Here is a 12,637-nt window from a genome sequence, read left to right on the forward strand (position 1 = left end):
AACGTCCACGCAATGCCGGTCGGGTTTTTTTACGCCCGTTTGCCAACGGGCCTATTCCATGACAGACGTAGCTCCGCCTCTTGCCGCGCTGGCCCTGCCGTCCGACTCGGTCGGCATTGTCGAGCCGCAGTGCATGCATTTTCCCGAGCCGTTGAAGCTGCGCAACGGCACCTCGATCGCCGACTACGACCTGATGGTCGAGACCTACGGCACGCTCAACGCCGCGCGTTCCAACGCCGTGCTGGTGTGCCATGCGCTCAATGCCTCGCACCACGTGGCCGGCGTGTACGCGCACGACCTGCGCGACGTGGGCTGGTGGGACAACATGGTCGGGCCCGGCAAGCCGCTCGACACCAACCGCTTCTTCGTCATCGGCGTCAACAACCTCGGCTCGTGCTTCGGCTCGACCGGGCCGATGAGCCCCAATCCCGCCACCGGCCAGCCCTACGGCGCCACCTTCCCGGTGGTCACGGTGGAAGACTGGGTCAACGCCCAGGCGCGCGTGGCGGACAGGTTCGGCATCAGCCAGTTTGCCGCGGTGATGGGTGGCAGCCTCGGCGGCATGCAGGCGGTGGCCTGGAGCCTGATGTATCCGGAGCGGCTGCGCCATTGCATCGTGGTGGCTTCCACGCCCAAGCTGTCGGCGCAGAACATCGCCTTCAACGAGGTGGCGCGCAGCGCCATCCTGTCGGACCCCGACTTCCACGGCGGCAATTACTACGCGCACGGCGTCAAGCCAAAACGCGGCCTGCGCGTGGCACGCATGATCGGCCATATCACGTATTTGTCCGACGAGGACATGGCGGAGAAATTCGGCCGCGAGCTGAAGACCGACGATATCCGCTTCTCCTTCGATGTCGAGTTCCAGGTGGAGAGCTACCTGCGCTACCAKGGCGACAAGTTCGCCGAGTACTTCGATGCCAACACCTACCTGCTGATCACGCGCGCGCTCGATTACTTCGATCCGGCGCTGGCCTTCGGCGGCGATCTCACGCGCGCGGTGTCGCACACGCAGGCCAGCTTCCTGGTGGCCAGTTTCACCACCGACTGGCGCTTCGCGCCGAATCGCAGCCGCGAGCTGGTCAAGGCCTTGCTCGACAACAAGCGTCCGGTCAGCTACGCGGAGATCGACGCACCGCACGGCCACGACGCCTTCCTGCTCGACGACCCGCGCTATCACAACCTGATGCGCGCCTACTACGAACGCATCGCCGAGGAGATAGGCGCATGAATGCCGCGGCCAACCCCAATATCCTGGCGCTGCGCCCAGACTTCCGCGCCATCGCGCGCTGGATCGAACCCAACTCCACCGTGCTCGACCTGGGCTGCGGCGACGGCAGCCTGCTGCGCGTGCTGCAGGATGAGCTCGACGTGCAGGCCTACGGCATCGAGATCCAGGACGACGGCGTGCTGGCGTGCGCGCAGAAGGGCGTGCACGTGATTCAGCAGAACCTGGAAGGCGGCCTGGCGCTGTTCGAGGACAAGAGCTTCGATACGGTGATCCTGTCGCAGACGCTGCAGACCATCCACAACACCGCGCAGGTCTTGCGCGAGACGCTGCGGGTGGGGCGCGAATGCATCGTGTCCTTCCCCAACTTCGGCTACTGGCCGCACCGGCTGTCTGTGTTCCGCGGGCGCATGCCGGTGTCGGAGGCGCTGCCTTACCAGTGGTACAACACGCCCAACGTGCGGGTCCTGACCATCAGCGACTTCGAGTCGCTGGCGTCCAAGGTGGGGCTGCGCATCCTTGACCGCGTGGTGATGCACGAGGGTGTGACCGTCAACTGGGGGACGAACTGGCGCGGCAGTCTGGCGGTGTACCGCGTCTGTTCCACCTGAGCGTGAGCGGACAGGGCGCGGCGAAGCTTCGTCTAGGCGCACGCCGCGCCCTGCTCCAGGGCGGCCTGCATCACAAGGTGATCGATGAAGGCGCGGACCTTGGGGGCAAGGTGGCGCGTCGGCGTATAGACCGCAAAAGCGGTGCCCACGTAAGGCTCCAGGATTTCCCAGTCGTCCAGCACCGGCACCAGGCTGCCTGACGCCAGCGCGGCCACGGGGGAGAAGTCGGGCACCAGTCCGATGCCGCCGCCGGCCTGTGCCATGGCGACAATCGCCGCGCTGTTGTTGAGCGTGACCCGCGGCGGGATGCGCAGCGTCACTGTCTGTCCGTCCTGCTTGTGCCGCAGGCTCCAGCGTTCGCCAAAGGCGCCATAGCCCAGGTAGAGGCAGCGATGCCCGGCCAGCGCCGCCGGCTCGGTGGGCGTGCCATGCCGGGCCAGCCAGTCCGGGGCGGCCACCAGCCGGTAGCGCACCGCGCGGATCGGCCGCGCCGCCAGCCCCGGCGCCAGTTCGCGCGCAATGCGGATGGCCACGTCGACGCCTTCTTCCACCAGGTCCACCATGCGGTCGGCCAGCGTCAGTTGCAGATCCAGCCCGGGATAGCTGTCCAGCAGGGCCGGCAGCCGCGGCGCCAGCCAGGCCTGCCCGAACACCACCGGCGCGCTGATCCGCAGCAGGCCGTGCGGCGTGCCGGCGTGGTCGCCTGCCAGCGTGTTCACCTCCTGCGCGGCCGCCACCATGCGCGCGCAGGCGGCGTGCACCGCTTGTCCCAGTTCGGTCAGGGCGAAGGCGCGCGTGGTCCGCTGCAACAGGCTGCCGCCGATGGCCGCCTCCAGCCGTGTCACATGGCGGCTGACGGCCGAAGGCGTCATGCCTAGCTCGCGGGCGGCGGCGGAGAAGCTGCCGCATTCCACCACCCTGGCGAATACCGCCATGGCGTTCAGCTGTGCGATTGGCATGGCCTGTCTCCTGAATTTGTGACTACAGGTCAAATGGTAATTGCTTATCGGGCGGATTGTTGACCTGCCTGCATGGTGGAACAATAGCGGCCATTGGCACGAAGTACGCAGGAGACTCCCATGAACATCGATCAATCCGGCACCGCCGCCGCTTCGCCGGCCGGCGCATCGGCGTCACCGGCCACGGAACCGGTCCGGCGCGGCGGCGCGTGGCGCATGGTGGCCGCCATGACGCTGTCGGGCACCATCGGCTGGTTCGTCGTGACCAGCGGACAGTCACCGCTGGACGTTGTGTTTTTCCGCTGCATCTTCGGCGGCGCCGCCCTGCTGGGCACGCTGGCCCTGCGCCGCGGCTGGCAGCCCATGCGCAGCCGGGACTGGGGCTGGCTGGCGCTCGGCGGTGTCACGCTGATCCTCAACTGGCTGGCCCTGTTCTCCGCCTATTCGTATAGYGGCATATCGGTGTCCACGGTTGTCTATCACACCCAGCCATTTTTCCTGCTGCTGCTTGCGGCGGCGTTCCAGCGCGAGGCCATCGCCCCGGGGCGGCTTGCCTGGCTGGTGCTGGCCTTTGGCGGGGTGGTGCTGATCACCGGGCTGGAGCACGGCGGCGCCAGCGGCGGCATGCTGTACGGGGTGGCGCTGGCGATGCTGGCGGCCTTGCTGTACGCCGTCACCACCATGGCCACGCGCCGCCTCAAGGGCATTCCGGCAGGGCAGATCGCGGGTTTGCAGATGGTGATGGGGGTGGTCCTGCTGTTCCCGCTTGCGCACCCGGCCGTGGAGACGTTTGGCGGGCGCACCTGGGGGGCGTTGCTGGCGCTGGGCCTGGTACATACCGGCGTGATGTACACGTTGCTGTACGGCGCCTTCCAGCGCCTTAACGTGCTGTCGATCGCCACGCTGTCCTTCGTGTACCCGCTGGTGGCCATCGTGATCGACGTGCTGGTGTTCGGGGTCGTGCTCACGCCGCTGCAAGTGGCCGGCATGGCGCTGATCCTGCTGGCAGTGATCGGCAACCAGCTGGGCTGGAATCCGTTCCGGCACGCGCGGACGCAGGGCTGAAGCCAACGGACTGGAGGAGAAGTTCGACGGCGGCACCAGCATCCGTCCATCGTTTGCAGTATTATCGAACGATCGTACTTTTTTGGTCCCAACATGTCAGCCACGCCAGCCAGCCAGACCGTCCATTCCTTCGACCACGCGATCGCGCTGGAGCCGGCGGGCGACAATCTGTTCCACGGACGCACCACGCCCGCCTACTGGAACATGATCGGTCCCTTCGGTGGCATCACGGCGGCAACCCTGTTGCAGGCCGTGCTGCAGCATCCCGCCCGGCTGGGCGACCCGTCCGCGCTGACTGTCAACTTCGCCGGGCCGATCGTCGAAGGGCCGTTCGTGATCGAGGCGCGCCCCGTGCGCACGAACCGCAACACCCAGCACTGGTCCATCGAACTGCGCCAGGGGGACGAGGTGGCAACCACGGCCACCGCCTTCTTCGCGGTGCGCCGCGAGACCTGGAACTGCGGCGAGGCGGTGTTCCCGCAAGTACCGCCGGCGGAAACCGTGGCGCCGATGTCGGGCTTCGCGAAGGTGCGCTGGCTGGATGCTTATGAGTTGCGGCCAGTGCGCGGCGCCAAGCCAAGCACGGAACCGGGCACCGAGCACCCGGACAGCCTGACGCAGTTCTGGCTGCGCGACGCGCCGGCGCGTACGCCGGACTTTGCCGCGATGGCGGCATGGTGCGATACCTTCTACCCGCGCATCTTCCTCAAGCGCGCCGGTTTCGTACCGGCCGGCACGGTGTCGCTGACCACGTATTTCCATGCGGACGCGCCCACGCTGGCCGCGCTGGGTGACAGCCATGTGCTGGGCAGCGCCCAGGCCCAGGTGTTCCGCCAGGGCTTCTTCGACCAGAGCGCGCAGATCTGGAGCCCGCAGGGCGAGTTGCTCGCGACCTCGCACCAGATTGTCTACTACAAGCAGTAAGAGTAAGCGCGTGCTAGCTGGTCTCAGGCCGCGGCGCGGGCCTGCGCCTCGTAGTGGTGCACGGTGTGGCGCATCGCCCATAGCAGCGCCACGCCGGGCAGCGCCGCCACCACGGTGCTGAGGTAGAACGCCGGCCAGCCGAAGGCCTCCACCAGGTAGCCCGAGCTGGGGCCCACATAGACGCGCCCGACCGAGGCCAGCGCCGACAGCAGCGCGTACTGGGTGGCCGAGAACGAGCGGTTGCACAGCGTCATCAGCAGCGCCACGAAGGCCGCCGTGCCCATGCCGCCGCAGAGGTTTTCCACCGCGATGGTGGCGCCCATGGTCCACAGGTGCTGCGGCGTCACCGCCAGGATCCAGTAGCCCAGGTTGGATACAGCCTGCAGGATGCCGAACAGCATCAGCGAGCGATACAGCCCCAGGCGCACCATCAGCGTGCCGCCGAACAGCGCGCCCACGATGGTGGCGGCCAGCCCCAGCGTCTTGTTGACCAGGCCGACTTCGCCAGCCGAAAAACCCACGCCGCGGATCAGGAAGGTGGTGGAGAGGCTGCCGGCAAACGCATCGCCCAGCTTGTAGAGCACGATCAGCAGCAGCAGCCACCAGGCACCGGGGCGCGAGAAGAAGTCGCGCAGCGGGCCCAGAATCGCTTCCTCCATGGAGCGCGGCGTGCGCGCCGGAGATTCCGCCTCGGGCGCCCACAGCAGGCTGAAGATGCCGATGCCCATCAGGCCCGCCATCAGGATGTACATCTGCTGCCAGCCCATCACGCGGTCGGCCAGCCACAGCGCCAGCCCGCCCGACACCAGCATTGCCAGCCGGTAGCCCAGCACCTTGACCGCCGCCCCCACGCCGCGCTCGGGCGCGCGCAGCACGTCGGTGCTGTAGGCGTCGAACACGATGTCCTGGGACGCCGACAGGAAGGCCACCAGCGTGGCCAGTGCCGCCAGCGTCCACAGCGCCTCGTGCGGCGGACAGAAGGCCATGCCCGCGATGCCCAGCACCAGGCCGAGCTGGGTCACCAGCAGCCAGCCGCGGCGCCGGCCCAGCAGCGGCGGCGTGTAGCGGTCCATCAGCGGCGCCCACAGGAACTTGAAGATATAGGCCTGGCCCACCAGGGAGAAGAAGCCGATGGTCTTGAGGTCCAGGCCTTCCACCGTCATCCAGGCCTGCAAGGTGCCGGACGTGAGCGCCAGCGGCAGCCCGGAAGCGAAGCCCAGCGTGAGCATGGCGCCAATGCGGCGATTGCGGAAAATGTCGAGATAGTCTTGGAAGGTCATGAATCAGGATGGCAATCAGGCGGGGCAAGGCGCCGTGTATTATTGCATTACCGTCAGCACAGGCCTGGTGAGCGGGATGCGCCGGGTCCGTGCGGTGCCCTGGCCGCGCCAATCCTTCAGCGCCCTGCTTGCCGAAAACCGCATCCGAGGAATCGCCATGTCCGATCGCCAGCGTTGTCAGAACCGCCACCAGCGGGCCGGGATTGCGTTGCCGCGGCAACTGGCCGCGCTGGCGCTGGCCGCCAGTGCCACGCTTGGCATGGGAGTGGTACAGGCCCAGGGCCAGGCGCAGCCACAGGACGCGGACGAGGGTATCCGCGTGCAACGCGGCGGGGCGTCCATCCGCCAGATCGTGCCGGTGGAGGTCATCGAGCAGCAGGCCTCGCAGGAGTACGAGCAGATCAAGGGGGAAGCGCAGGCCAAGAAGACGCTGGTCGGCGACAACAATCCGCAGTTGCAGCGCCTGCGCGCCATCGCCAGGCGCATCCTGCCGCAGACCACGCGCTGGAACGAGCGCGCGAAGCAATGGAAGTGGGAGGTCAACCTGATCAATGCCAAGCAGGTCAATGCCTTCTGCATGCCGGGCGGCAAGATCGCCTTCTACACCGGCCTGCTCGACCAGCTCAGGCTGACCGACGACGAAGTCGCCATGGTGATGGGGCACGAGATCGCACACGCGCTGCAGGAGCATGCGCGCGAGCGGGCCGCCAAGTCCGAGATCACCAACCTGGGCGCCAACGTGATTTCGCAACTGTTCGGCTTCGGCAACCTGGGCAATATGGCGCTGGGCACCGGGGCGCAGTTGCTCACGCTGCGGTTCTCGCGCTCGGACGAGACCGAGGCCGACCTGGTGGGCATGGACATCGCGGCGCGCGCCGGCTACGACCCGCGCGCCGCCGTATCGCTGTGGCAGAAAATGGGCACGGTGTCCCAATCCACGGCGCAGTCAGGCTCGGAGTTTCTTTCCACCCATCCCTCGGGCCGCACCCGCATCGCCGAACTCGAGAAGCACCTGCCCGAGGTGCTGCCGCTTTATGCCCGCGCGATCGACTCCAGCGTCGGCAAGCTGCCGCCTTACCGCGCCAATATGGCCAACCTGGGCGGCGCGCCGATGGACAGCGGCGACGACGACCGGCAAAAGCCGCTGAAGAAGTAAAGGCGCCAGCGGTACAGGGGCGCATCCTGAGCGAGGATGCCGAGCGGGCTGGTCCGGGCGCTTCGGCCCCAGACAAAAAAAGAGCCACACAGGGTGGCTCTTTTTTTGTTCTCGAGGACGTTGGCTTGCTTCAGGCGCTCAGGCCGGTCGCTTCATCCGCGCCCACATGCACGTTCATGCATTGCACCGCGGCGCCGGCAGCGCCCTTGCCCAGGTTGTCCAGGCGCGCCATCAGCACGATGCGCTCGGCCGAGCCGAACACGAACAGGTCGACGCGGTTGGTGTCGTTGCTGCCCTGCACGTCGAAGAAGCCGCCGTCGAGGTTGGCTTCGTCGCCCACTGGCATCACGCGCACGAACTGCTCGCCTTCGTAGTGCTTGCGGTAGATATCCGCGATCTGCTCGGGCGTGACCTTGCGCGCCAGGCGATCCGGGTACACCGGTACCGTCACGGCCAGGCCTTTGAGGAAGTTGCCGACGATGGGGTTGAAGATCGGCGCTTGCGCCAGGCCGGCCTGCACGCGCATCTCGGGCAGGTGCTTGTGCGCGAGGCCAAGCGAATACGGACGCGGGCTGTCCAGCTTCGGGTTACCGCCGGCTTCGAACTCGGCAATCATCTGCTTGCCGCCGCCGCTGTAGCCGGTCAGCGAGAACGCCGAGACCGGGTAGTCGGCCTGCATCACGCCGGCTTCCACCAGCGGACGCACCGCCATCAGGAAGGCGCTGGCGTGGCAGCCCGGCACCGCGATGCGCTTGCTGGTGCGGATCTTCTCGCGCTGGCCGCGCGTGAGTTCCGGCAGGCCATAGGCCCAGCTGTCGGTGGTGCGGAACGCCGTGCTGGCGTCGATCACGCAGGTATTGGGGTTGGTCACCAGCGCCACGGCTTCGCGCGAGGCGACATCGGGCAGGCACAGGAAAGCGACGTCGGCGGCATTCAGAAAGCGTGCTCGTTCGGCCGGATCCTTGCGCTTGTCATCGGCGATACGCAGCAGCTCCACGTCGGAACGGCCGGAGAGATAGTCGAGCAACCGGAGACCGGTAGTGCCTTCCTGACCATCTACGAACACTTTGAAAACCATGGCGGACTCACTCGGAAATACGAAAGGTCCCATGCCGGAATCGGATGGGAACCAGCATTGTAACTAGGTTGGGGGACGTCGCAGGGTGCATGCCGCGGTGCATCGCAAATTCCCTTGTTAGTTGTAACCTAGTAGGTTAAATTCGATGGAGAAACATACGCCTCACTGCAGGCTCTCGGTGATCAGGACTTGGCCATCGACGGGCGGATTTGCCTGACCAGCTCTGCTGCCGTTCACAGTCGCAAGCTCGGATTCGACAGTGCCGACGTGATCGCCGTCATTGCTTCGCCGACTTCGGCCGACTTTTACAAGAGCATGACGACCTACGCGGATCACAAGGTATGGCAGGACGTTTACCGGCCGATTACCGCCGCCGGTGCCCTGTATCTGAAACTGACGGTCACCGATGCGGTGCTGGTTGTGTCATTCAAGGAGCTGGAACCATGAAATGTCCAGAATGCGGGGGTGCGGAACTGGTGCAGGACACGCGCGACGTGCTTTTTACGTACAAGGGCGAAACTGTCATCATTTCCGCGGTCTCGGGCGGCTTTTGTCCGGCGTGCGGGGAAATCGTGCTGGATCCGGATCAGGCGGACCGGTACGGCGAAGCGGCGGTGGCGTTCCAAAAGCAGGTCAATGCCGCCATCGTCGATCCCGCCTTCATCGTGGCCGTGCGCAAGAAGCTGAGCCTGGACCAGCGTGAGGCCGCCGAGATATTCGGCGGCGGCGTCAATGCCTTCTCGCGCTACGAAACCGGAAAGACCAAGCCRCCGCTGGCGCTGGTCAAGCTGCTCAAGGTGCTGGAGCGGCACCCGGAGCTGCTGGAAGAGGTGCGCTCGGCGTAGCCGGTGCGCCCTTGGCCGTACTCGTTACAGCGGGAAGTCGTAGTCGATCGACAGCGGCGCGTGATCGCTGAACTTCTCGTCCTTGTAGATCGAGGTGGCTCGCGCGGTCTCGGCGATCTTCGCCGTGGTCAGGTGGTAATCGATGCGCCACCCGACGTTCTTCGCATAGGCCTGGCCTCGGTTGCTCCACCAGGTGTACTGTTCGGGGCGCGGGTCCAGCTTGCGGAACACGTCCACATAGCCATGCACGTCGAAGAGTTCGCCGATCCAGCCGCGCTCTTCCGGCAGGAAACCCGAGTTCTTCAGGTTGCCCTTCCAGTTCTTGATGTCGATTTCCTTGTGCGCGATGTTGACGTCACCGCACAGCACGATCTCGCGGCCGCTGGCCTTGAGTTGCAGCAGGTGGGGCAGGAAGGCTTCCATGAAGCGGAATTTCGCCTGCTGGCGTACTTCTCCGCTGGAGCCCGAGGGCACATAGACCGAGATCACGGCGAGGTGCGGATACTGCACCTCGACATAACGGCCTTCGTTGTCGAACTCGGGGACGCCGAAGCCGGTGATCACGCGCTCCGGCTTGTGCCGCGTGTAAAGGCCGACACCGCTATAGCCTTTTTTTTCCGCATAATGGAAGTAGCCGTGGTAGCCATGTGGCGCCAGAAACGCTTCCGTCATGTCGGCAGCCTGCGCCTTGAGCTCCTGGACGCAGACCATGTCGGCGTCCTGCTTGCCCATCCATTCGAAAAAGCCTTTCTTGGCCGCGGAGCGGATGCCGTTGAGGTTGGCGCTGATAATCCGTAACATCTCGGGAAATTTTGAAATCAGAGAGAAAAGATGACGCAGCAGACGACGCAGCCCGGCGCTGGCGACCTGAGCCAGACCTTCATCCGCTTCGCGCTGGACGCCGGCGTGCTGTCCTTCGGCGAATTCGTGACCAAAGCGGGCCGCAAGTCGCCGTATTTCTTCAACGCGGGCCTGTTCAACCAGGGCGCGATGCTGGGCCAGGTGGCGCAATTCTATGCGAAAACCCTGCTGGCCTCCGGTTTGGAGTTCGACGTGCTGTTCGGGCCAGCCTACAAGGGCATCACGCTGGCGTCCGCCACGGCGGTTGCGCTGTCCGGTCTCGGACGTGATGTCGGCTTCGCCTACAACCGCAAGGAAGCCAAGGACCACGGCGAGGGCGGCACCCTGGTGGGCGCCAAGCTGCAGGGCAAGGTCGTGATCATCGACGATGTGATCTCGGCCGGCACCTCGGTGCGCGAATCGATGGCGATGATCCGCGCCGCGGGTGCGGAGCCCGCCGCCGTGCTGATCGCACTGGACCGCATGGAAAAGAGCGGCACCGCGGACCAGGTGGGGACGCATTCCGCGGTGCAGGATGTGCAGCGCGAATATGGCGTGCCGGTGATCTCGATCGCCAGCCTGACCGACCTGCTGGCCTACCTGGATGCTTCGCAGGATCCCGCGCTGGGCGGCTCGCGCGAGGCAGTGGCTGCCTATCGGCAGCGCTACGGCGTATAGTCTGGAACCTGTTGCAGGTTGCGTGCAAAGGTCTGTCGCAATGCAGCAGATGACGGGAACCGCGCAGGAAGGACGCCGGTCTGACTGATCTAGCTGGCTGGCCAGCCCGGCCGCCGGCAATTCGCCTTGCCGCCCGGCAAGGCGACGCAGCATCTCTCAGGAGGTTAGCTGGCGATGGACATCAAGACGATCCGCGAGCAGGCATTCGCCATGCCGCTCACCAGTCCGGCCTATCCGATGGGGCCATACCGCTTCATCCATCGGGAATTCTTCATCATCTCCTACCGCACCGATCCCGGGCTCCTGCGCGCCGTGGTGCCGGAACCCCTGGAGATCGCCGATGCGGTGGTCAATTACGAATTCATCCGCATGCCGGACTCCACCGGCTTCGGCGACTACACCGAATCGGGCCAGGTGATTCCCGTCACCTACCAGGGCAAGCCCGGCAACTACACCCACGCCATGTACCTCGACGACCTGCCGCCACTGGCGGGCGGGCGCGAGCTATGGGGCTTCCCGAAGAAGCTCGCTTCCCCGCAGCTGGCCGTCCATACGGATACCCTGGTCGGCACGCTTGACTACGGTCCGGTGCGCGTGGCCACCGGCACCATGGGCTACAAGCATCGCGAGCTCGATGCGGCCGCATTGGGGGTGGCGCTGTCCACCACGCCCAACTATCTGCTCAAGGTCATACCCCACGTGGATGGCACCCCGCGCATTTGCGAACTGGTCTGCTACTTCCTCAAGGACGTGGCAATGAAGGGCGCCTGGACCGGGCCGGCGGCACTGTCGCTGTTCCCGCATGCGCTGGCGCCGGTGGCCGGCCTGCCGGTGCTGGAAGTCATTGGCGCCAAGCATTACGTTGCCGACCTCACCCTCGGGCTGGGCGAGGTGGTGTTCGACTATCTGGCCTGAACGGCCTGCATCCACATCGGTCTCCATCGGCTCGACCCATGCGGTCAATCCGGTCAGCCCGATCCACCCGCATCATCCGCAAGGGAGGTACGTCATGAAGCTCCAGGGAAAATCCGCCATCGTTACCGGCGCCGCCAGCGGCATTGGCAAGGCTATCGCTGATTTGCTGGCCAAGGAAGGCGCAGCGGTCGCCATCGCCGACCTGAACCTCGAGGCGGCGCAGAAGGCCGCTGCCGATATCGAGGCAGCAGGCGGGCGCGCTATCGCCGTGGCCATGGACGTGACCAGCGAAGACGCCGTCAACAATGCAACCGACGCGGTCGCCAAGGCGTTTGGCGGCATCGACATCCTCGTTTCCAACGCCGGCATCCAGATCGTCAACCCGATCCAGAACTACGCCTTCTCCGACTGGAAGAAGATGCAGGCCATCCATCTCGACGGCGCCTTTCTCACCACCAAGGCCGCGCTCAAGTACATGTACCAGGACAAGCGCGGCGGCACCGTGATCTACATGGGGTCGGTGCATTCGCACGAGGCCTCGCCGCTGAAATCGGCCTACGTGGCCGCCAAGCACGCGCTGCTGGGCCTGGCGCGTGTGCTTGCCAAGGAAGGCGCGGAGTACAACGTGCGCTCGCACGTGATCTGTCCGGGTTTCGTGCGTACGCCGCTGGTGGACAAGCAGATTCCCGAACAGGCCAAGGAACTCGGCATCAGCGAGGAAGACGTCATCCGCCGCGTCATGCTGGGTGGCACGGTGGACGGCGTATTCACCACCGTGGACGACGTGGCGCAGACCGCGCTGTTCTTGTGTGCGTTCCCGTCGGCGGCTTTGACGGGGCAGTCCTTTATCGTGAGCCACGGCTGGTACATGCAATAAGCGGCAAGGAAACGGCCTTGCGGCGGGATGGCCGGGCGCTGGCGCGCCACGGCACCGCCGCCCGGCCGGCATGGCTGCAGGCAACGTTGTTAAGCAAAGCAATCAAGGAGGGGTCGTGGCAGGCGGACGTCGGCAAAAGCAGGATCAGGCAGTACCAGGAAGGAGCGCGCCGAAGGCGGCC

General features: G+C 65.8%; 14 protein-coding genes. 10 read left to right on the forward strand and 4 right to left on the reverse strand.

Annotated elements, in window-relative coordinates:
• The first annotated feature begins 58 nt into the window (after positions 1-58).
• Positions 59-1,231, forward strand: coding sequence for a homoserine O-succinyltransferase MetX (metX, locus tag AC1DN0_RS07115; protein WP_477145619.1), 1,173 nt, complete (start codon positions 59-61; stop codon positions 1,229-1,231).
• Positions 1,228-1,839 (forward strand): methionine biosynthesis protein MetW, encoded by a 612-nt coding sequence (metW, locus tag AC1DN0_RS07120; RefSeq protein ID WP_441631480.1) that lies wholly within the window; start codon positions 1,228-1,230, stop codon positions 1,837-1,839. The genes metX and metW overlap by 4 nt, the downstream gene beginning before the upstream one ends.
• A 32-nt stretch (positions 1,840-1,871) precedes the next feature.
• On the opposite strand, the gene AC1DN0_RS07125 is transcribed toward metW, so the two are convergent.
• Complete coding sequence (locus tag AC1DN0_RS07125; protein WP_477103456.1) at positions 1,872-2,798, reverse strand: LysR family transcriptional regulator; 927 nt, start codon at positions 2,796-2,798, stop codon at positions 1,872-1,874.
• 120 nt (positions 2,799-2,918) lie between these two features.
• Here AC1DN0_RS07125 and AC1DN0_RS07130 point away from each other — a divergent pair, with 120 nt between their 5' ends.
• Together AC1DN0_RS07130 and AC1DN0_RS07135 are read left to right on the forward strand one after the other, a co-directional pair.
• Positions 2,919-3,863, forward strand: a complete 945-nt coding sequence (locus tag AC1DN0_RS07130; RefSeq protein WP_441631484.1) for a DMT family transporter — start codon at positions 2,919-2,921, stop codon at positions 3,861-3,863.
• 93 nt (positions 3,864-3,956) lie between these two features.
• Positions 3,957-4,787, forward strand: coding sequence for an acyl-CoA thioesterase (locus AC1DN0_RS07135; protein WP_441631486.1), 831 nt, complete (start codon positions 3,957-3,959; stop codon positions 4,785-4,787).
• A gap of 23 nt (positions 4,788-4,810) precedes the next feature.
• On the opposite strand, the gene AC1DN0_RS07140 is transcribed toward AC1DN0_RS07135, so the two are convergent.
• Positions 4,811-6,067, reverse strand: a complete 1,257-nt coding sequence (locus tag AC1DN0_RS07140; protein ID WP_441631488.1) for a muropeptide transporter — start codon at positions 6,065-6,067, stop codon at positions 4,811-4,813.
• Between the two features lie 259 nt (positions 6,068-6,326).
• Here AC1DN0_RS07140 and AC1DN0_RS07145 point away from each other — a divergent pair, with 259 nt between their 5' ends.
• The gene (locus AC1DN0_RS07145) at positions 6,327-7,223 is read left to right on the forward strand and encodes a M48 family metallopeptidase (protein WP_441631523.1); all 897 of its coding nucleotides are present in this window, start codon (positions 6,327-6,329) and stop codon (positions 7,221-7,223) included.
• Between the two features lie 130 nt (positions 7,224-7,353).
• Here the strand turns inward: AC1DN0_RS07145 and argC are convergent, their stop codons facing one another.
• Entirely contained in the window at positions 7,354-8,301 is a 948-nt protein-coding gene (gene argC / locus AC1DN0_RS07150) for an N-acetyl-gamma-glutamyl-phosphate reductase (RefSeq protein WP_441631489.1), read from the reverse strand.
• Between the two features lie 189 nt (positions 8,302-8,490).
• Between argC and AC1DN0_RS07155 the strand changes: the two genes are divergently transcribed.
• Together AC1DN0_RS07155 and AC1DN0_RS07160 are read left to right on the forward strand one after the other, a co-directional pair.
• On the forward strand, positions 8,491-8,748 hold the full coding sequence (locus AC1DN0_RS07155) for a type II toxin-antitoxin system MqsR family toxin (RefSeq protein WP_441631490.1): 258 nt from the start codon (positions 8,491-8,493) through the stop codon (positions 8,746-8,748).
• The gene (locus AC1DN0_RS07160; RefSeq protein WP_441631492.1) at positions 8,745-9,146 is read left to right on the forward strand and encodes a type II toxin-antitoxin system MqsA family antitoxin; all 402 of its coding nucleotides are present in this window, start codon (positions 8,745-8,747) and stop codon (positions 9,144-9,146) included. The genes AC1DN0_RS07155 and AC1DN0_RS07160 overlap by 4 nt, the downstream gene beginning before the upstream one ends.
• Before the next feature lie 24 nt (positions 9,147-9,170).
• Here the strand turns inward: AC1DN0_RS07160 and AC1DN0_RS07165 are convergent, their stop codons facing one another.
• Positions 9,171-9,947: an exodeoxyribonuclease III gene (locus tag AC1DN0_RS07165; RefSeq protein WP_441631494.1), complete on the reverse strand. Its 777-nt coding sequence runs from the start codon at positions 9,945-9,947 to the stop codon at positions 9,171-9,173.
• 30 nt (positions 9,948-9,977) lie between these two features.
• On the opposite strand from AC1DN0_RS07165, the gene pyrE reads away from it, so the two are divergent.
• From pyrE to AC1DN0_RS07180, 3 genes are all read left to right on the forward strand, one after another.
• Positions 9,978-10,664: an orotate phosphoribosyltransferase gene (pyrE, locus tag AC1DN0_RS07170; RefSeq protein WP_441631496.1), complete on the forward strand. Its 687-nt coding sequence runs from the start codon at positions 9,978-9,980 to the stop codon at positions 10,662-10,664.
• A 174-nt stretch (positions 10,665-10,838) separates the two neighbouring features.
• Positions 10,839-11,579: an acetoacetate decarboxylase gene (locus AC1DN0_RS07175; protein ID WP_441631498.1), complete on the forward strand. Its 741-nt coding sequence runs from the start codon at positions 10,839-10,841 to the stop codon at positions 11,577-11,579.
• 94 nt (positions 11,580-11,673) lie between these two features.
• Positions 11,674-12,456, forward strand: a complete 783-nt coding sequence (locus AC1DN0_RS07180; protein ID WP_045236184.1) for a 3-hydroxybutyrate dehydrogenase — start codon at positions 11,674-11,676, stop codon at positions 12,454-12,456.
• The last annotated feature ends 181 nt before the right edge of the window (positions 12,457-12,637 follow it).

This window comes from Cupriavidus sp. 05N39 (genome assembly GCF_056397325.1).